Genomic DNA, 19,968 nt, shown 5'->3' with positions numbered 1-19,968 from the left:
ACGAACCGCGAAGGCGCGAAGGACGCGAAGTAAGAAAGAAGAAGAAGAGGAAGGTAATTTCATAATATATCTACTTTGTGGTGAATACGCGCCATGCAATGAAAGCTGTAAAAGCTAGATAACCAAATACGGCTATCCAATCTAGCCAATTATCGGATGTTATCAAAAAAATATCGTTCATGGGATGTTTTAATCTAAAAATATGTAGATTGTGATTTTTCGTTTGGTGGGGGCGGGTTTATGAGATTGTCAGTTTTAGGCTGTTATTATCGGTGAACCCGCCCCTACAATATCGGGAATTATACGATCGCAAACCGCTTTATATTTTACCCGATCGCGCTCAAGTGCGATCGAAAATATTGTCGGTACAACTCGCACCTCGGCACGCACTCGTTCCCCTGCAATTTCACCAACCCCAAGCTGTCTAATTTAAACGCCTGCATCGCCTTTAACGGCACCGGAGAATCCGCCGCTGCAATCTCTCTCATCCCCTGCGCCAACTCTGGATATTCTTCCAAATTCCACAATTGGCGGCGCAAATGGTCGCTGTAAATTCCCGCATCTGCGATCGCACTTTCTTTTAATTCATCTAGTGTCAAATCCGAGCGCGAAATGTGATATAATGCAACTCGCACTAAATACGGATGTCCGCCGACAATTGCCATCAATTCCTCAACTTCTGCATCCGACCAATTCAAATTATGGCGGGCTGCTAAATCTTGTATTTGCTGAGAGTTGAATTCGGGCAAATCTACGGGCAGTCCGACGTTGAAAGGCGATTGATTGATGTTCATCGGGATGTAAACTTCCGTGGAGTGAACTACAATTAATCGCAGTTTTTTCCAGATGTCGCGCCGCTTCGATTCTTCGTGCCACGCCCGCAGCAATCCTAAAAAGTCTTCGGCAATGTCGGGATATTGGAAAACGCGATCGATCTCGTCTAATCCTAAAATTAAAGGACTGTCGATTTGCGGTAAAATGTATTTTTCAAAGTAATCTTTGCAGTTAACTTTGCTGCCAAAAATCTCGTCCCAATAATCGTCTAATTGATTTGGTAAGTGCAACTCGCGCCCCACGTAAGCGCAAAACCACTTTAAAAATTTATCTAAGTTGGCGAATACGGCTTTATCTACCAACTGAAAAGTTAGCGGCACTGTGCAATAGCCTTGACGGGCTCCGTGATGCAAAATTCTGGCCATCAAGGAAGTTTTGCCCATTTGTCTCGGTGCTTTGATTCTAATTAACGCGCTGGGCTGCACAATAGTTTGATAGCAGCGTTCTTCGATGGGCGGGCGTTCTACATAAAATTGAGAAGCGACATCGACTTGTCCTCCCGGTAATTCTGGTTCGGCGGCGGGTAGAGGTATTTCGTCGCTGCTAATTTCTAATACCTGGTTTTGTGTTAAATCTTCCGTTTCTTCTGTGACGGGGGCGGGTTGTTCTGCTAGCAAGTTCAGAACTTCTTCGATAATAATTGGAGTGTCGGCTGTGGTTTTCCAGTCCCTCTGTTTGATGCGGTACAGATAACCCCGCAAGTCGTGATTTAGAGGCGCGTTCAGCGGAAAACCGACGCGGATGGGCAGAATTATTGGTTTTTTGTCATGGCGCGAGTCTTGGAGTTCTTTTGCTTGCTGAACTTGATATGTTAGTAGTTCGCTTTGGTTTCCCGTTGGTGGCAGCAGCAACAACAAATAATCGCATTCTTGGAGGAAGAAATTAATGCGGTCGAACCAATTATCTCCTAATCTAATGTTATTTTCTGCTGTGAAAACTGTATGACCGATCGCGCTTAAGGCCGTTTCTAACTGTTTTCCTAACTCGCGATCGGGTTCGGCGCTGCGATAACTCACAAATACTTTAACAATTCTGCTGCTGGTGGCTGTTTCTCCCGCCGGGAAATTGTCCAGCTCGTCTAAATTTTCCGGTTCCTCAAGTTTAGCCGATCGGTGGTCGCTAGCAGCCAGAGTCATTTCAAAAGCCGCAAACAACTGCCGAATTTTACTCAAATCCGCACCTTCTCTACCCTGCTTAATTTTGCTGACTGTATCGGCACCAACGCCAGACTCGGCCTCGATTTCAGTCAGAGTACCTCTAATGTTATATCGGTCAGACCATTCTTGGAGCGCCTCGTTAAGTTTCTTTAAGCCAGAGGCAGTGAGAATGCGACCGCGATCGCGTTTTGACTTGAGCACTTCGCTTGCAGTGAAAGGGGAACGAATCTAGAAATTTTAACGCCTTAAGTTCCTATTTTGGGGGATTTTAAGGAAGATCATCAGTCAGCCGGAATTTAAGGAATTTTACTTGGAGAGGTTTTTGGGGCGATCGACTCCTCAAACTCTGTCCTGATAACGGCTTCAACAGTTGAATATATTTGAGGATAAAAAGTTTTTCTTAACTCCCCAATCTCCGCCACTACTCACCACTTAACTTTTTAGAGTAGATACACCAAGCAAAAAAGGAGCAGCCAAATGAGCAAAATCTTACACAGACTGGCAATGGCCGCTTTGGGAACCGCCGCCATTTTCACAATTAATACACTTAATAATTTAACAGAAGCATCAGCCGCTGGTAAATTTGACCAACCAGAAATTTATCAAAACACAATTTTTCCACTTGGCGTACCGGGTCAGTTCCATAAATAGACAAATTCATTGATTGATTTAATTTAATTAAGGAGAAATTATGAAGTCTACACTCTGTTCGCCGCAACCTATAGCTACCAAATCTGACTCGGTTGATGCTGAGGCGATCGATGCCTGCACTGCACTTGCATGGGTGGAATTGGTAGCATTAGATGCCAGCGCTCTCACGGGAGATGATTGGCTGGCTTTGTGCGATGATATAGATAGCGGGGAAATCTACCGCTGCTGGTTTTTGTGGTGCGATCGCGAAGTTAGCGGTAATTGGGAAGCTTACGATCCTTTGAGCGATCGCCGATTTGTTGCTAAAGGAAAAGTGTTTCTCAAAGCCGCGATCGACTCGCTCGAAGATGCTAGAAATCGGGAAGTCGCCTAACTTGAATTCATCTCAGGTGAATAAAATTTGCGCCTGCAAAACAATAATTCTGCCACTAGAATTCGCCACAGTACAAACTTTCGTCAGCCTCCGCGAGACTCGAAGAAAAAGGGGCAATAGAACCCGATTTGATGGAAGTCCCAGAAATGGAATACTCTCAAAGCAAATAAAAAAAATACGGCGGCGGGCAAGAGTTGACTGGATGATGCTAGGTGCTTCGTCTCGAAAGCGGTTGAGAACGTTTTTTCAACCGCTTTGTCGTTGCAGCCGTTAAACTCTTTCTCTTTAAACATTACTCTAAAAGTGCACAGCCACCAACATGATTACTGAACGTTTGGGGGGAATTGCTAAATTCAACGAGCGTTTTCGCACTTGGGGATTAACTGATACCACAATTAGCAATTTGCTAGGCGATTTTCAAGGAACAAATACAACAACTTCTGTGGATATAGTAAAGCTGCTGGCGATCCTGTCTCGCGATAAATTAGTTTCTGAATCGAGTCGGGAACAAGCTTTAGAATTACTGCGGCACACAACAACTAGAACGCTGTTGCCCTCCGGTTTGGTTCCCGGTGCAGTTATTGCGGACAAAACCGGAGATATCGGCTTTGTAGTTGGCGATGCGGGAATTATTGATATGCCCAACGGCAAGCGTTATTTAGCCGCAATCTTTGTCAAACGTCCTTACAATGACCCGATTGTGAGAGATTTTGTCCGTCGAATTTCGCGGATTGTCTACAATTATTTAGACCAACCTGCGGCGAGAGTACCGGATAATTTGCGTTGATCGGAGATGTTTCATCATTGTCAATAAGCCTTTTGAACAGGCAAGATGCCTGTTCCACAAGAAAATCTACTCTTTGTGGAACAGGCATCTTGCCTGTTCTTGAGAATAATGCAATATCTCCGGTCGATCGGACAATTCGGCGATTGAAATCGCTACTAAACAAACAAAGTCCGCCTTCGCGGACTTGAAGAGAAGATTTTTAATTACTAATGACTATTCTTTGCGCTCGACAGCCACAGTCAAATGAGCCGCAACTGCCCCCACTGTAGCAAGTACAGCAGCAATTGGAAAGACTACCGATCCGGCAACGCCGCCCACCAATCCAGCCATCAGCGGAATGTCTGCCAAAGTCCGCCCTTGCGAGTTTTTGATGACGAGGCGGCGGAGTTTTCCTTGCTGAATTAGTTCTTTGACTTTAGCTATTAAACTGTCGGCGCTAATCTTAAATTCTTCCACTCTGACTTTTTCCTCTGTTGCAAATTCTGAGGTGAATACATGAGTTTCAACTGTTGGGTTGGCTGAATTTCCGGCCGCTGCTGTTTCGTCTTGTAGAATTGTTACTTGTTGTTCTAGTTGTGAGTTCATTTTGTGTAAGGGCGGGTGAAAACCAGCCGTTTAATTTCTATACCCTTATCTTCGGCGATCGCACTTGGGAATGACAGGCAAGGAAACCCTACAATCTGCATTCGTACTTTCCACCCCCGCCTTTTTACTCACAACATTATTTTTGTGGCGTTAGATCAGGGCGGGTTTATCTCTTCCTAAAGGTAGAGAAGATATTGTTTAAACAACCCGTCTCTAGATACAAGTAAGGTGCGTACTGCTAGTCATGTCAAGGTGGCTGCTGTCTGTTGAATCTTTAAGTTGGACACCGATCGGCGATCGCTTGCACTTACCCACAAAGCTAACGATTTTGCTTGCCTAATCTCGGCTGAAAACAGATAACCTTAACGGACTTTTCGCTGATCTGTTTAAGCAGTCGATCGGCACGACTTCTTATCAATACCCGATCGCGCAACAGGTAAAACGGGAGAAGCAGTTGTTGAAATAAAAAGAGCGATCGATTAAGGAAGCGCGATCGCGGTTATTTGACTAACGATAGTTTGAGCCGTAGAGAGAATTTCCAAGGCGGCGAATCCAGTTGGAACTGCGATCGATCGCCTGTCTAGCAGCAACTATATCTCCATAAGATTGTATAATAGCAGGTAACAATGAGACTTCTATTTTGCATCTTTACATAAATTTATCGTTAATAATTCCATTGATTCAGAACCACAAACTGATTATTGAGTTTATATTCGGCTGTCTCTAAATTATCAATTGCCTTCACTATCGCCTGATAACTCATATTCTTAGAAGCTTCAGAATTTTGATATACTGCCAAAATTCCTGAATGTTCTGGGTTCGCTTGATGCAATTGCTGAAAGTCATCACAATTACGTGTAAGCACCACTCTATCATTTTCTCTGGCAGCGTCTAGCACGACTGAATCTGGATGATTCATTAAATCCAATGTATTGACTGTGGCTACATCGTGACCGGCTGCCTGAAGAAGATTGACTAAATACTTTGCTTGAGAGTCTTCGTCAAGCAGCATTCGTAGACTCAACTTGGACTCCTTTTACTTCCAATCGATAGCGTTCCTCGTCTGCTTCTAATTTTAAAAGTTCTTGATTATTCTCACAGTAATCAATCACCTCATAGATAGCAGAAAGTGGTAAATCCCAGTTTTCGGCGGCTTGTTCGGGTGACATCTGATTGGCAGTCATGTCTCGCCAAATAGTCGATGCCAGTAATTTACGTCCCTTAATGTAAAGTTGTTTGCGCCAAGGATGAGGACGTGCAATTAAATATTGCCAATTCTCGATTTCTGGTGTACTTTGCAGGGATTGAACGATCGCACCTAGCAGGGCAAGGCGATCGCTGACTGATAGTTGGCTGGCTTTTTCTTTAAGCTCTTGCAAGGACATAAAAAAATACTCCAACAAAGGTTGGTATTTGAATTATAGTACAAGGGGAGCGCGACCGCGACTATTTGACTACCGATAGTTTGAGCGGTAGAGAGAATTTCAGGACGGCGAATCGGGTTGGAACTGCGCTCGATCGCCCGTTTACTGATTAGATCGACTCGTCTACTTAGCAGTGCTTCGAGTTCTTCCTGCATTTGGGCGTGATCGAGTAAACCCCTTTTGGCTATGGGGGCAAAGGCAATTAGGATATCGATGTCGCTGTCTGCATGAAAGTTGTCGTGAAGGACAGAACCAAAGAGGGAGAGTTCGATGATTTGCCACTGTTGGCAGAATTTGGTGATTTGTTCAATTGGCAGGGCGATCGGGCTTTTCATTCAGCCTCCTCAATCTTTCTCTAGAGCCATTTCAGCAAATAGTTTCGGTAATTTACAGGTTTGACACCAAGAGCTTATAGAGCGAATTGAGCGATCGTGCTTTTGTACAGTACGATCGCGTGGCTCGATCGCAGAGCGCGATGGTGAGCAATGCTGCGGCCGCTGGGTGGTCAAAAGTTGTCATAAAACTTCTTGCAATTGCAAATCCGGTTTGAATACTCCTTTTATCTATTGGTCTTGGAAGACTAACTTTGTTTGTTTAGTCGCGATTTAAATCTCATAATTATCGAGGGGAAACAACCCGGATATGATTTGTTTACCGCCTAGCCGCTTTTTAGCACCTTGTGTTAGTGTATTTTTAAGCATGGTTTGGCGCTTGATGCACTCTAAATAATTTCGCAATGTGGGCCTCTGATTCTTGAAACTCATGTTACTAATAAAACTGTGTTTTTGCGGTTCATTGTGAGTTGCTCCGGCGGCGACTGTGTTGTGAATTAGAAGTTAAACGGCTCCGTGCGAGCGTCAGAATCTAATTTAGAGTTTTGTACGGAATAATGTAAGAACTCGGTTGATATAATTGTAATAGTAGTTCAATAACTACTGAGAACGCACGAAAAAGTAGTCAGATATCACTCCGGCAGCAGGTGCTGTATCAACAGCTTTTAATCCGTGTGTTTTTTTTACTACCTAAATTGCCTTGCAACGACTGAGACGCTACCTAATCAAGTAGATCGTCATCTCAGAAACACTTACTTTTTTGGAGTACACAATTTTATGACCATAATAATGCAGCTCTTAATCCACTTTAGAGGTGGAGTTTCTTTTGTTAGGAGTTCTGTACTTGCGGTTGGAAAACATTTTCGACTTGGGATAATTTTGGCTTTAGCGTGTCTTGCTTGTGTTTTGAGTTATGTTCCTGCTGTTTCGCAAACTTCGCCAACTCAGTTACCTAATCCCCTAAAAATAGGAGTCAGGACTTCTGCTTACGAAATCGGCAATACTGTAAGTATAAATCAAGCGGGTGGTTTCTGTGGTACTTTTGGCGAGGAGCTAAAGCAGGAGTTAGCTAATAATGGTAAACAAATTGAAGTTGAATATTATGAGATTAAGAATGACGGTCTCGGCCACAAATACCCAAGATATCATGGTTTGAAGACAGATAATTTTCAAGAAAAAATTAATATTGAATGTGGTCCAAATTCAAAATCATCTAACAATCTGGAAACTGCTAAAGGCATTGATTTTTCAGACCCTTTCTATGAAACAGGGGTGAAGCTTCTATTACCACAGAAATTGGCTTCTGATTTAGATTTACAGTCTCGGAAGCTGAGAAGTATTAAAGTTGGTGTTGTTGAAGAAACCACAACATCACTTTTGTTGCGAGGTATTGTGGATAATATTGATAAATATGACACGAGGGATGAAGCTTTAGATGCTCTTGATGCTGAAAAAATAGAGGCATTTGCTAGCGACGCGCTTATTTTGCAGACTATCCTCGATCGGGAAACTCTCTCTAAAAGCCCATACAGACGAAAAGGATTCACTCTTTTCAAAAAAGACGGTTACTTAACAGACTCAATAGAAGAATATGTTATGGCAGTCGAGGCTAAGGAAAGATCGACATTCTCCGATGAACTAATTGACTCGATAAATCGGACATTGAAGCGAGATACAATATCTCAAGCTAAACAAAAATTAAAGCAGATTGAAAATCCTACTCCACCTGCTCCACCTACTTCAATTACTCCACCTACTCAAACTACTCCAGATATACTACGATGGTTGCAGGAGTTTTTGTCGAGTATATTTACTGAAATATTGGGTGTATTTATTACACTATTGAGTACGTTTATTATACTACTAAATCGTACAAGGCGCGGACAAAGGGAACATCTAAAACTTTTTTTGTGGATTTTATTTGCGGTATTGTGTGTATTAGGATTTATAATCATAATTGCGATTTGGCTGCAATACAAAAAGCTTTAACTCTAAGTGCGTTAGACTGTGAGTAAAGACTAATGAAATAGAATTGCTACATACAAGTGCAACCGGACTCGATCGAACTTGCGTTAAACTAAGTCAGGTAAATGACTTTGTATACTCATGACTATTTTTACTCTGCGATCGATCAAAAAAGACTTCGGCATCAAGGAACTCTTGACAGATGCCAGTTTCAGCCTGGATGAAGGCGATAAAGTCGGACTCATCGGCACAAACGGTTCCGGGAAATCAACCCTGCTGAAAATGATTGCAGGCTTGGAGTCGATCGACTCTGGCGATCGCTGGGTCAATCCAGGGTCTACAATTGTCTATCTCCCCCAACAGCCGGATTTAGACGAAAATCACACTGTCTTAGAGCAAGTATTTGCCGACAGCGGCGAACAAATGGCTTTAGTGCGCGAATACGAGGAAATTTCCGATCAATTGTCCCACGGCAAAGGCGATACAGACAAGTTGATGGCGCGTCTGTCTGCGGTGTCTGAACGGATTGATGAGGTGGATGCGTGGGATTTGGAAACCAAGGCGAAATTGATTTTGACCAAGTTGGGGATTGAGGATTTTGATGCGAAAATTGCCGATTTGTCCGGCGGCTACCGCAAGCGAATTGCCTTAGCAACGGCTTTATTGTCGGAACCCGATGTGTTGCTGATGGATGAACCGACAAACCACTTGGATGCGCTGTCTGTGGAGTGGTTGCAGAACTATTTGAACGGCTATCGCGGTGCTTTGCTGCTGATTACGCACGATCGCTATTTTCTCGATCGCGTTACCAATCGCATCCTGGAGATCGATCGCGGCGACCTTTACAATTATGCTGGCAATTACGCTTATTATTTGGAGAAAAAAGCCTTAGCTGAAGAATCGGCCGCCAGCAGTGTTCGCAAACACGCGGGTGTATTGCGGCGCGAATTGGAATGGCTCAAACGCGGGCCGAAAGCGCGGAGTACCAAGCAAAAAGCTCGGATCGATCGCATTAAAGATATGCGAGCCCAAGAGTTCAAAACAGCCAACGGCAAAGTCGAAATTGCGACAGCAGGCCGCCGGATTGGTAAGAAGGTAATTGAGTTACTGAATATCTGTAAAGCTTACGGCGATCGCACTTTAATTAAAGATTTTACCTACAATTTCACACCCGAAGACCGGATAGGAATTATTGGCTGCAACGGTGCGGGAAAATCGACGCTGATGGATATCATCACCGGACGCATTCAGCCGGATTCGGGTACTGTCGAAATTGGGACAACCATTCATATCGGTTATTTCGACCAGCATTCTGAGGATTTGACGCCCAACGAAGACCAGCGAGTTATTGAATACTTGAAAAGTGTGGCCGAGTTGGTGCAAACGGCGGATGGGGAAATCATTACCGCTTCTCAAATGTTGGAAAAGTTTCTGTTTCCACCCAACCAACAGTATGCACCGATTAACAAACTTTCGGGCGGGGAAAAGCGCCGATTATTTCTGTTAAAAGTGCTGATGAGTGCGCCGAACGTGCTGATTTTGGACGAACCGACAAACGACCTGGACGTGCAGACTTTGGCGGTTTTGGAGGATTATCTCGAAGATTTTAACGGCTGCGTGATTGTGGTGTCCCACGATCGCTATTTTCTCGATCGCACGATCGACATGGTTTTCGCCTTGGAGCCTGGGGGCAATTTGCGCTTGTATCCCGGCAATTATTCCGTGTATTTAGACTACAAGAAAGCCGAAGAAGCCAAGGATATCCAAGGGCAAAAACAAAAAGAAAAACTTACACCTCCCGCTGAATCTAACAATTCAAAATCCACCAACTCAACTCAAAAATCTACCAAAGTTTCATTCAATGACAAGCGGGAATACGAACAATTAGAAAGTCAAATTCCGCAGATGGAAGCTGAAAAAGAAGATATTGAGAAGATTTTGTCTCACAATGCTCCCAGCGGGTTTGCAGAGATGAAGAAGTTATCGGATCGTTTGGCTCAGTTGACGCAGGAGATCGATCGGGCGACTGAGCGCTGGTTGGAGCTAGCCGAACGGGTGGGCTAATTTGGGGTTGCTGAAATTGGAAATATTTTAAGAGATGTTTTCGATGGCTCCACAAATTTAATCACAAACGATAAAGAGCTTGGGAAGTATATCGATTTGAAAAGAAGATACACAGCATCCCAGGGCAGTTGACAAAAAATTGTGTGGGTGATATATAAAAGTTACCCAAAAACCGGGTCTTGTGACAAAAAAACTGCATTTGAGCTTTTAACTAGGAGTAAAAAACCAGGTTTCTTTGGTATTTCTGCGTAACTCCTAGTATAAATAATCAATGCAGTAGTGTTACAAAAATTACCGCCAACAATCAACAACGCAATCCAGCATCAGGAATTTTCGTCAGTATTTTTGAGCATAGTACATCTAACTTAGACCATCTTGGATGTAGAAATACTCTTAATTCCGGTAATTGCTTGATTGCAGTTCAATCGCTATAGCTAACAATTCGGTTTCTCTACCGATTCTGCTCAGCGACTGTAAAAAAAATCATTTTAGTCCGAGAAATACGATCAGATGAACAACAATCGATTGAAAGCTCACACAATCTCAGCTCTGGTGAGCTTAGCATTAACTATTGCCCTTTTTACCTATTCCCCAGTCGCAGCTCAAAATACTCCCACCAATTCCCCCGCACCCGCATCAAGGCCAACCACCGCAGCCACAGCCCCGACAGCACCGCCCCTAGAAACTCCCAAAGCTGCCCTCAAAACTCCTCCCAACCCTGACAAGCCAACAGAAGTTGCTGTCGGTTTCTATCTCACCAACCTCGGTCGCATTAATCAATCAGATGAGACTTTTGATATCAGCGGTTATTTGTCCGCAACTTGGCAAGACCGGCGTCTAGCATTTGACCCGAAAGCAGTTGGCGATCGGGAAATGCGTTACAGTCCCGAAAAAATATGGGAACCAGCTTTAACGATTGTCAATTCTCAATCAGCAGCAAAAAAAAGCGCGGTGGAATTAACCGCACAGCCGGACGGTACGGTCAATTATTTAGAACTTATTAACGCCACTGTATCCTCTGACTTAGATTTGAGAAAGTTTCCCTTTGATTCGCAAACAGCTAAGGTTGTTTTGGAATCTTTGTCTTCTGATGAGCAACGCATAGTTTTTAAAACAGATTCCAAGTTGACTGGATACAGTACAGATTCTTTTCTTTCTTTATCCGAATGGCAAATTATCGATTTCAACAGTACAGTCAATACCAACAAATTTGAACTAGAAAATAAGAGCTATTCGCGGTACACTTTTGAACTTAAACTCAAGCGAAATTACCAATTCTACATCTTTAAAGTCTTTATTCCCCTGCTGCTAATTACGCTGCTTTCTTGGGCGACTTTTTGGTTCGAGCCTAACGCAGATTTTGCCACTCAAATGAGTGTAGGGATCACCAGTACCCTCACGGCAATCACTTTTAACTTCACTGTTGCTAATGCTTTGCCTAGATTATCTTACTTGACTCTCCTAGACACCTACATATTTACCTGTTATATCTTTTTCTTTTTGTCGCTCATGGCTAATGTCGCCGTACATTTCTTGCTCAACAATCACAAAAATCCTGATTTCACCTCTGGGATGATGCGAAAGTTTCGCTGGATGTTCCCCTTAGCTTTTATGCTCTTTCAAGGAATACTCATGACCGTATTTTTGGGTTCATGAAACTGAAATGGGGAGTTGGGATTAAAATTCTTGTCCAAAATCCAATGATGTACGATCGTCAATATTAACCATAATGTCGCTCGCACGTTGGATGGCAACATTCATCGCGATCGGGCAATCCAAGTTGACGCCAAGTTGATTAAATCGAGCAGGTGCGTCAAAGTTGGGTGCAATATGTCCTTTCCACTCGCTGACACATGGCACCAGAAGGTCTTGACAAAAAACTTTTTTTGTGGTGTAAGTTAGTCTAAATTTCCCATAAAAAACCAGTAAGACACTCAGGTACAAAGACCAAAAGCGCCGTGATGGCAGAATAACAAAGAAGTTTGTCAAAGACTAAACATTTGGTGAGCGGTGAGGTACAATTCACCTATTAAGGGGAATTGGTAAATTTTAAGATTATCCTGTAGAAGTCAAAAGTTAACAGTCTCAGGGTTGTCGAGCAGCGCGAATCAGAGAAAACTATGCCTCAAAAAGTAATCGCCGAACAGATGTCTTTGGAATCAGCGTCAGAGCCGATCGCCGTGAAGGCCACGGTGGAAACAGTGCCAGCCGAAGCAGTGGCAGTAGAGTCCTACGCCGATCGGTTGATGGACGAACTGTTTGAAGGAGTCGATGGAGCATTCGACGGCAGCGGCGGACTGCCATCCGAACCCGTGCAGCCAGAATTCGTGGCCCTCAAGTCGATATCGGTACCTCAAATAGTTTTGTCGCAGTTGGCACCCCCCCAGCCGCAGCGGGGCGAAAAAGACGTAGAAGCGATCGCCCGCCAAGTCGCCCTAGAAACAACCAAAAAACAGCAGTCCAAACAATCATTCGACAGAATGCTGCTGGGAGCAGCATTTGGGTCGCTGCTGCTAGTCATGGGGTTATGGCTCGCAAGCAGGTCGGGACTCGTGCGCTTGCCCGTCGCCCCCGCACCAGAGACACCCGCAGCAAGTGGCAAAACAGCACCAGACACCCCGTTTGTGGAATACGTGCAGCGCTCCTTAGAAGCGATCGAACAAAAAAAAGCACCCCAAGCTAACCCGCAACTTGCAGGAGTTCCCCCAGCCCCCACCCCAGGGACGCTGCCGAGCATTCAAATTTCCGGCGCGCCGCCGGCAACCGCAGGTCTTTCGACAGCAGTCAACCGCATCGCTGATGCCCTAGAACAAGCCGGCGCACAGCCGGGAGCACCAGCACCCCAAATCGTAGTGATCCCTCCCCCCGCTCAGGTGACTGTGGCTCCGCCTGCTCAAGTGGCTGCTGCTCCGGCTGCTCCGGCTGCTCCGGCTGCTCCGGCTGCTCCTCAAACCGCGGCAGTTTCCCCCTCGCCTGCTGCTCCAGCCTCCGGTCGTGCGATCGCCGCTGCGGGTACTCGCTCTCCCCTCGCCGCTTCCCCTTCGCCCTCGGAGTCTCCCCAGCCAAAGATTTTGGCTCGCGAAACCGAACCGGCACCAGCGCCCGCAGCAGCCCAGCAATCTGCGCCCGCGCCCGAGCAATCGGCACCGGCCGTCAGCAGCGCCCCGACTTCCGCCCACACGCTGGTAGGAATTTTGGAGTTGGGCGATCGATCGGCTGCTTTGTTTGAAGTAGACGGCGTAGCTCGCAGAATTTATGTCGGCGAAAGCATCGGCGCTAGCGGTTGGACGCTGGCAGAAATCAAAAATCAAGAAGCCGTTATCCGCAAGGGAGGAGATGTGCGATCGGTTTTTGTCGGCCAAAAGTTCTAATCAGTCATCAGTTATGAGTCATTAGTCATCAGTCATTAGTTATGAGTTAGGTCATCGGTAATTGGTGATTGGCAATTACGAGGCTGTACCTCACCGTTGAAAACAGTTAGTTATAATAACCGACAACTAATGACCGATGATCGATCGCCAGTGACTAAGAACCAATGACTAATAACTAATGACCAATGACTAATGACCGAAAGCATCCAGGATACAAGCCCCCGGATTCATGTGTGGAGAAATAAAAAACCTGTATCCGATAAACTTGCCGAACGTATTTATCTCGCGCAAGTCAATGCTAAAATCTAAAATCTAAAATCTAAAATCTAAAATCGATTGACTGAGGAATTATAAAAAATGGGCTTATTTGATGATTTCAGCCACTTTCTAGAAACCCGATTAGAAGAATTTTTGCGTAGCAATCCCCATCTGGAATTGCAAGCAATAGAAGAACAACTGAAGGAACAAGAAGAAGACACTCTGCGGCTGATTCTCGATATCCAAAAACAAGAGAAAAAACTGCAAGCAGAAATTCTCTCGGCAGCCCAAGAAATTCAGCGCTGGAACGATCGCATCAACAAAGCTAAAGCTGCTCAAAGGCTCGATTTAGCTCAAGCCGCCCAAGAGCGGCAAGCCGCTTTGCTGCGTCAGGGAAATCAGCGCTGGGGTCAAATGCAAGGCTGCAAAGAACGGATTGAAAAAGCAAAAGAACTGTACCGCCAAATTCAAATACGCCGAAAAGAAGTTCGAGCAAAAGCGGCAGAAGCTGCAACTCGAACTACCACTAAAACAGAGCAGAATTGGGATACAAAGGGTTGGAATCAGAGTTCAAATTATAGCAGTTTTACGGCTGCAGACCCTTTAGAAGAAAAGTTTCAACGCTGGGAAGCAGACGAAGAACTCGATCGAATGAAGCGGAATATAGGCCGATAGGGCATTGCTGATTTACGGTATGAAAGGCTCCATATGCAAGTCATATAAACCAGTGCCCACAAAGCTTCCCGATTTCCCACTGATTTTTTTCATACCCTGATTAAGCAACGCCGATTTTGAAATAATATCCGTGAAGATTAGAGTAAAAAAGACAAATTATGAATCAAAAAACAGTTTTTCAAGTTAAATCGCTGTGGTTATTCACAACGGTTGCTCGGCTTGAGAAGGTGGCTCTTCTGGCAGCGGAATAAACTCTGTCTCTTGAGGAACCTGAGCAAACCGTCCCTCTCTCCAATCGAGTTTAGCTTGCTCAATGCGCGAGTGCCGACTCGATACAAAATTCCACCATTTATGCCGCTCACCAACAGGTTCACCGCCAATCACAATACAACGAGCCTTGCCTGAAGCAGAAATCTTTACTTCAGTGCCGGAAGTGAGAACTGCCAACCGATGTTGTTCCAGAGGCACTCCATCGATCGCAAGCCCGTCTGTTACGCTGTAAACAGCCTGTTCGCTGTAATGACCCGGTAAGGTAAATTCTCTTCCAGCAGTCAGTTGCACGTCCAGATAAATCATGGGTGAAAATATTTGAACTGGGGAAGTGCGATCGTAGGCCTCACCGGCAATTAGAGTGAACGAAACTCCTGCATCCTCCCAAACAGGCAACTCAGAAGCCGGATGATGCCGAAACCAGGGGTCGGTTTCTTCGTATTCATCGGGAAGTGCTATCCAGGTTTGGATGCCATGCAGGATGGCTTCTTTGCTGCGATCGTCCTGGGGCGTGCGTTCAGAGTGGACAATGCCTCGCCCTGCCGTCATCCAGTTCACCGCACCGGGACGAATTTCTTGAACGCTGCCCACACTATCACGATGCAGCAAAACACCTTCAAACAGGTAGGTGACGGTTGCTAAGTTGATGTGCGGATGCGGTCTGACATCCACGCCCCGGCCGGGTGGAAACACCGCAGGGCCCAGATGGTCAAAAAAGATGAAGGGGCCTACCAATGCTAAAACGTCTGAGGGAAGCAAGCGGCGGGCTTGGAATCCACCCAAATCTTGAATGTGTGGCTCAATGAGATGCTGGATGGTATCCGTCATAATTTTTATGAAGTTGCCAACGCTAATCGTCTATGTCAAAAGTGCATTATACAAAAAGCTATCCTTGTATAGGCCGATCGCAATATCAGTGACTGGTCTAAACTTTCCCAATCGAAAGCTGTTGTAGAGTGTCGAGTTCTCAACGAGCTTTCTGCTTACGAGACGATGGATAGTTCATCACTGATTTGAATCCTACCTTTGACCAGGGAGCGAATCAGACGATCGAGCGAGCCGCGTTCTTCTTCACTGATAGACTCATCGAGGATGGCGGCCATCATGCCGTAGCGGTCAGCTTTGGTAACGCGGTGAGTATCGGTGACAGTGGCAATTAATTCGTTGATAGCGCCGGGGAGAAGATTAACTGGAGACATGGGATTGTTTTGAACTCGACACCTTAATCATCTCGCGGTTTCTCCTAAGAGCAAGTGATGGTGCTGGTTTTTTTCCGTGATAATACTGAAAATATTGGGTGAACCAAGTCCGTGTTACCAGTGATCGAAGTCACAACATTGCAACCAATGCAGCAGTGGAACAATTAGCTCTCTTTTGTCACTTCGGGCGAGAGTATAGCGGTATGGTGCGTCGCTGATTGATAGTCGTAAATAATCAGAATTCTGGCGGCGACGCACCCTACTTTAATTAGAATCGGAGTAGGATAATCATCTCTACCGAAAGTGACTCAAGAGGGTTAGAACCCACCTTCCGCCCTTCAAGTGTCACAGTGAGAATTTTCGTCTTTCATTAGTCTGAACCTCTTGCTGTGCAGATGTTTCAGACCTTCACATACAAAACTATCTCCTCTTCAACCAATTCTCCACGAGTAGCGACTGTTGACTGGGAATTCCCTCAAAATTGACGCAAACCTCATGGCTTGGTCAAAAATATGTGAATGTGACAGTCACTCGATTTTAGATTTTAGATTTACGATTTTGGATTAACCTCTCGTTGTAAAGAAGAGGCTTGAAAATTAATTTTTTTATTTGATTCTCCGTGAACGGAGAGGCTTGAAACCTTTATTTTAGATTCTAGATTGAGATTTTAATCTAAAATCCAAAATCTAAAATCTAAAATTGTCTCGGTCAAAGGGCGGAATGTGGGGAATCGCCCTTTTATCCAAAATCAAAATAAGTAGACAGACGAAAAAATCAGTCCGCCTACTTAATCGCTAACTAAAAATCACTCCCACTCGATCGTTCCCGGCGGCTTAGAAGTAATATCGTAAACCACTCGGTTCACCCCCTTAACCTCATTCACAATCCGATTCGATATCAGTTCCAACAAATCGTAAGGAACCCGCGCCCAATCAGCCGTCATCCCGTCTTCACTCTTAATAAATCGCAAGACGATCGGGTAAGCATAAGTGCGCTGATCGCCCATCACGCCTACACTGCGAATCGGCAGCAAAACTGCAAAAGCTTGCCAAAGTTCGCCGTACAATCCGTGCCGGTTAATTTCTTGGCGAACAATGAAGTCAGCATCCCGCAAAATATTTAGTCTCTCGGAGGTAACTTCTCCGATAATCCGAATCGCCAATCCCGGGCCGGGGAAAGGCTGTCGGTTCACGATTTCTTCCGGTAGCCCGATCGACCTGCCGACTTTTCGCACCTCATCCTTAAACAGTTTCCGCAGCGGTTCAATCAGCTTAAATCGCAAATCTTTCGGCAAACCGCCGACGTTGTGGTGGCTTTTAATTTTAACAGCAACTCGCTCGCCGCTTTTCGGGTCTACATTAGTGTCAGCCGACTCAATCACATCAGGATAAAGAGTACCTTGTGCGAGGTAGTCAAAGGGGCCCAGACGCTTCGATTCTTCTTCAAATACGTTGATAAATTCGTGACCTATCCGCTTGCGTTTTACTTCAGGATCGGTTATCCCTTCAAGTTGAGCTAAAAAGCGTTCGCGAGCATTAACATACTCAACATCAATGTGGAATTGCTCTTTAAATAATTTTACCAACCGTTCTGGTTCATACTTCCGCATAAACCCTTGGTCGATAAACATACAGGTAAGTTGGTCGCCGATCGCCTTATGCAGCAAGAAAGCCAAAGTAGAAGAATCTACACCGCCCGATAGAGCCAGCAAAACTCGTTTATCTCCCACTTGCGCGCGAATTTCGCGAATCGATTCCTCCACAAAAGTAGCAGTCGTCCAAGTCGGTTCGCACTCGCAAATGTGGTAAACAAAATTGCGAATTAAAGCTATTCCCCCGATCGAGTGAACTACTTCTGGATGGAACTGAACGCCGTACAAATTTTTCTCGTGGTGAGCAACAGCAGCACACGGAGTATTGTCAGTGTGAGCGAGGATTTCAAAACCAGGTGGCAGTTGAGTACACGAGTCTCCGTGGCTCATCCACATCGTGCTGCCCTCTTCGACATTTGTCAGCAAATCCGTAGGATCGTCAATAAATAGCGATGCCTTGCCGTATTCGGCTAACTTAGCCCGCTCCACCGTGCCTCCTAGCTGCTTTACCATCAACTGCATCCCGTAACACACTCCCAACACCGGTATTCCCAAATTCCAAATTTCTGGGTCGCAGTGGGGTGCTTTTTCATCGTATACAGAACTCGGGCCTCCTGAAAGAATAATTCCTTTAGGATTGATAGCTTTTAACTGTTCTGCAGTTGTCCGGTAAGAAATAACTTCTGAATATACTTGAGTTTCGCGAATTCGACGAGCAATCAGTTCGGAATATTGCGAACCGAAGTCTAGAATTACGACGATCTGGCGATCTATCTGCTGCATTAAAGAGTTTGTGAGAACGGATTCAGTTTCTATTTTAGTAGTCACGGTTATTCCTTAATTGCTAAGTGCTAATTGGGCAGAAAGTAGGGGAGATATTTGTCGCTGCTTCAGTACAATTCTAAGGAAGGCTAGGAACCATTGGTCGCTAGGAATAAATCTTATTGATACTAGATTGCCGTCAGCGATGTTAGTCGATTAATCGGGTACAGAGCCATAGATTTACTTCGATCCTTACCCTAATTAATTGAATTATTGCTTCAGAAATAACTTCCCGAAGCAACCTAGTATAATTAAGGTTTAGGGACAGAGAATTATTACTTGTTAAATATTATCCCTGACCGATGTTTTAAACAGAATTCAGGGATATTCACACTACATTAACAAATTTGGGTCAAAAATGTATCTCCTATGTCACTTTTAACAATAATTTTGCGATCGCGCCCGAACATCACCGAGCCTACGGGTATGTGCAAGTTAGTGTGAGTAAAAATGCAATCCGATGACCGCAAGTCTATTTGTCGGGCGATTTCGCCGTAAATTCGATCGACCCAATTGCTCCCAGTTTGGGCGTCCAAAGCCCGCAGTTGGCCGAGAGCATCTTCGGCTGTCGCTGCGGCAAAAATTGCGGAACACGCATCGGCAGGCATTGCAGCTTTAGCACAGTAAGCTGTGAGAATTTCCCTGCGCCCGTCAGCGAGGTGGTGGTGAGTGTGAAAAATTCCCGCCGCCAATTTCATCAGTTTCCCGTGATAGCCAAACAGCAAAATTGACTCCACGCCCTGATATCCGGCCTCTACCAGCAGCGGGCCGAGCCAGTTAGCGGTTTTGACGAGCCTATCAGGATTGATGCCCAGTTGTCGCGCCAAATCCAAGCCGTTTTCGCCGATGCAGAAAACCAAACAGTCAAACAGTTGGGCTTTTTGTTGCAGTTGTTCGCGGTAAACTTCCAACTGTCCGGGGGCACTCAGCGGCTGAGAAATGCCAGTTGTACCCAGCAGCGAAAGTCCTTCTACCACGCCGAAAGCTTCGTTAGAAGTGCGGGTGGCTAGTTGGCGCCCAGACGGCAGAATCAGGGTGACAGTAATTTTTTCTCCCCCTGCGAGTTCTCGGCTCAGATTCGATCGCAACAGTCGCATTGCGTAATCATAGATCGCCGCCCCTCCACCGACTGTGTGACGCCCTATACCTTCACCGCCGAGAATCACAATCTGCTCTCCCTCTTCCCAATTCCCCAATTCCACCATTGCCCAAACGGGCGTATTGCGAGTCAGATCGAGATTGTCCCCCGGATCGGAGCGAGTCACTCCTAAAGCGGTATCAGTTTTGAGTACAGATGCCTGTTCGATCGGAATTTCTGCAGTTATTTGCGGTTCCAGTAAATTTACTGATACGCTATCTAGAGACTGAATACCTGCGCGTAAGCACCGCAAAGCTGCAAGTGCGGCCGCACAGGCAAATACTGGCAACGTATACCCCGATAAAGGTTGAGTTTTAGTCACGATCAAATGCAGAAATACGTAAATTTGCGGGCGATCGACATCACGCCTTAGCACTGATACCCCTCAAACATTTAAGGATCGTCAATTAAATAATTTCCCTTTTTTCTTGTGGGATGGGCGTCGGGCCCGTCCACTCATGACGGGCCCGAC

At 45.3% G+C, this 19,968-nt stretch carries 19 protein-coding genes; 8 read left to right on the top strand and 11 right to left on the bottom strand.

Annotated elements, in window-relative coordinates:
* Window positions 1-326: 326 nt before the first annotated feature.
* Window positions 327-2,192, bottom strand: coding sequence for an AAA-like domain-containing protein (locus QUA50_RS12660; protein ID WP_333261086.1), 1,866 nt, complete (start codon window positions 2,190-2,192; stop codon window positions 327-329).
* Between the two features lie 276 nt (window positions 2,193-2,468).
* Between QUA50_RS12660 and QUA50_RS12655 the strand changes: the two genes are divergently transcribed.
* From QUA50_RS12655 to QUA50_RS12645, 3 genes are all read left to right on the top strand, one after another.
* A complete protein-coding gene (locus QUA50_RS12655; protein WP_333261083.1) occupies window positions 2,469-2,642 on the top strand; it encodes a hypothetical protein in 174 nt (57 codons plus the stop codon).
* Between the two features lie 40 nt (window positions 2,643-2,682).
* Complete coding sequence (locus QUA50_RS12650; RefSeq protein WP_333054618.1) at window positions 2,683-3,015, top strand: hypothetical protein; 333 nt, start codon at window positions 2,683-2,685, stop codon at window positions 3,013-3,015.
* A gap of 319 nt (window positions 3,016-3,334) precedes the next feature.
* Window positions 3,335-3,802 (top strand): serine hydrolase, encoded by a 468-nt coding sequence (locus QUA50_RS12645; protein ID WP_333261080.1) that lies wholly within the window; start codon window positions 3,335-3,337, stop codon window positions 3,800-3,802.
* Between the two features lie 213 nt (window positions 3,803-4,015).
* On the opposite strand, the gene QUA50_RS12640 is transcribed toward QUA50_RS12645, so the two are convergent.
* The 5 genes from QUA50_RS12640 to QUA50_RS12620 all read right to left on the bottom strand — a co-directional run bounded on the left by QUA50_RS12640 (window position 4,016) and on the right by QUA50_RS12620 (window position 6,330).
* Window positions 4,016-4,387, bottom strand: a complete 372-nt coding sequence (locus QUA50_RS12640; RefSeq protein WP_333261078.1) for a DUF4342 domain-containing protein — start codon at window positions 4,385-4,387, stop codon at window positions 4,016-4,018.
* A gap of 664 nt (window positions 4,388-5,051) precedes the next feature.
* Window positions 5,052-5,411, bottom strand: coding sequence for a DUF5615 family PIN-like protein (locus QUA50_RS12635; RefSeq protein WP_333298417.1), 360 nt, complete (start codon window positions 5,409-5,411; stop codon window positions 5,052-5,054).
* The gene (locus QUA50_RS12630; protein ID WP_333261072.1) at window positions 5,389-5,772 is read right to left on the bottom strand and encodes a hypothetical protein; all 384 of its coding nucleotides are present in this window, start codon (window positions 5,770-5,772) and stop codon (window positions 5,389-5,391) included. The genes QUA50_RS12635 and QUA50_RS12630 overlap by 23 nt, the downstream gene beginning before the upstream one ends.
* Entirely contained in the window at window positions 5,706-6,146 is a 441-nt protein-coding gene (locus QUA50_RS12625; protein WP_333261069.1) for a nucleotidyltransferase family protein, read from the bottom strand. Before QUA50_RS12625 ends, QUA50_RS12630 begins: the two co-directional genes overlap by 67 nt.
* Window positions 6,147-6,198: 52 nt before the next feature.
* Entirely contained in the window at window positions 6,199-6,330 is a 132-nt protein-coding gene (locus QUA50_RS12620) for a hypothetical protein (RefSeq protein WP_333261067.1), read from the bottom strand.
* A 590-nt stretch (window positions 6,331-6,920) separates the two neighbouring features.
* Here QUA50_RS12620 and QUA50_RS12615 point away from each other — a divergent pair.
* From QUA50_RS12615 to QUA50_RS12605, 3 genes are all read left to right on the top strand, one after another.
* A complete protein-coding gene (locus QUA50_RS12615) occupies window positions 6,921-8,132 on the top strand; it encodes a transporter substrate-binding domain-containing protein (protein WP_333261064.1) in 1,212 nt (403 codons plus the stop codon).
* 117 nt (window positions 8,133-8,249) lie between these two features.
* Window positions 8,250-10,172, top strand: coding sequence for an ABC-F family ATP-binding cassette domain-containing protein (locus tag QUA50_RS12610; RefSeq protein ID WP_333261062.1), 1,923 nt, complete (start codon window positions 8,250-8,252; stop codon window positions 10,170-10,172).
* A 510-nt stretch (window positions 10,173-10,682) separates the two neighbouring features.
* Complete coding sequence (locus QUA50_RS12605) at window positions 10,683-11,828, top strand: hypothetical protein (RefSeq protein WP_333261060.1); 1,146 nt, start codon at window positions 10,683-10,685, stop codon at window positions 11,826-11,828.
* A gap of 21 nt (window positions 11,829-11,849) precedes the next feature.
* On the opposite strand, the gene QUA50_RS12600 is transcribed toward QUA50_RS12605, so the two are convergent.
* A complete protein-coding gene (locus QUA50_RS12600; RefSeq protein WP_333261057.1) occupies window positions 11,850-12,032 on the bottom strand; it encodes a hypothetical protein in 183 nt (60 codons plus the stop codon).
* A gap of 260 nt (window positions 12,033-12,292) precedes the next feature.
* On the opposite strand from QUA50_RS12600, the gene QUA50_RS12595 reads away from it, so the two are divergent.
* Entirely contained in the window at window positions 12,293-13,543 is a 1,251-nt protein-coding gene (locus tag QUA50_RS12595) for a hypothetical protein (protein WP_333261055.1), read from the top strand.
* A 357-nt stretch (window positions 13,544-13,900) separates the two neighbouring features.
* Window positions 13,901-14,476, top strand: a complete 576-nt coding sequence (locus QUA50_RS12590; RefSeq protein ID WP_333261052.1) for a TIGR04376 family protein — start codon at window positions 13,901-13,903, stop codon at window positions 14,474-14,476.
* A 201-nt stretch (window positions 14,477-14,677) separates the two neighbouring features.
* Here QUA50_RS12590 and QUA50_RS12585 read toward each other — a convergent pair whose 3' ends face one another.
* The 4 genes from QUA50_RS12585 to cbiD form a co-directional block, all read right to left on the bottom strand.
* The gene (locus QUA50_RS12585; RefSeq protein ID WP_333261049.1) at window positions 14,678-15,574 is read right to left on the bottom strand and encodes a pirin family protein; all 897 of its coding nucleotides are present in this window, start codon (window positions 15,572-15,574) and stop codon (window positions 14,678-14,680) included.
* Between the two features lie 155 nt (window positions 15,575-15,729).
* Complete coding sequence (locus tag QUA50_RS12580) at window positions 15,730-15,945, bottom strand: hypothetical protein (RefSeq protein ID WP_333261047.1); 216 nt, start codon at window positions 15,943-15,945, stop codon at window positions 15,730-15,732.
* Between the two features lie 805 nt (window positions 15,946-16,750).
* Window positions 16,751-18,364, bottom strand: coding sequence for a glutamine-hydrolyzing GMP synthase (gene guaA, locus QUA50_RS12575; RefSeq protein WP_445243162.1), 1,614 nt, complete (start codon window positions 18,362-18,364; stop codon window positions 16,751-16,753).
* A 332-nt stretch (window positions 18,365-18,696) separates the two neighbouring features.
* Entirely contained in the window at window positions 18,697-19,818 is a 1,122-nt protein-coding gene (gene cbiD / locus QUA50_RS12570; RefSeq protein WP_333261146.1) for a cobalt-precorrin-5B (C(1))-methyltransferase CbiD, read from the bottom strand.
* Between the last annotated feature and the right edge of the window lie 150 nt (window positions 19,819-19,968).

It is taken from the genome of Microcoleus sp. M2_D5 (genome assembly GCF_036701935.1).
Classification (GTDB): domain Bacteria; phylum Cyanobacteriota; class Cyanobacteriia; order Cyanobacteriales; family Microcoleaceae; genus Microcoleus.
This window is presented reverse-complemented; position numbering and strand designations above follow the sequence as displayed.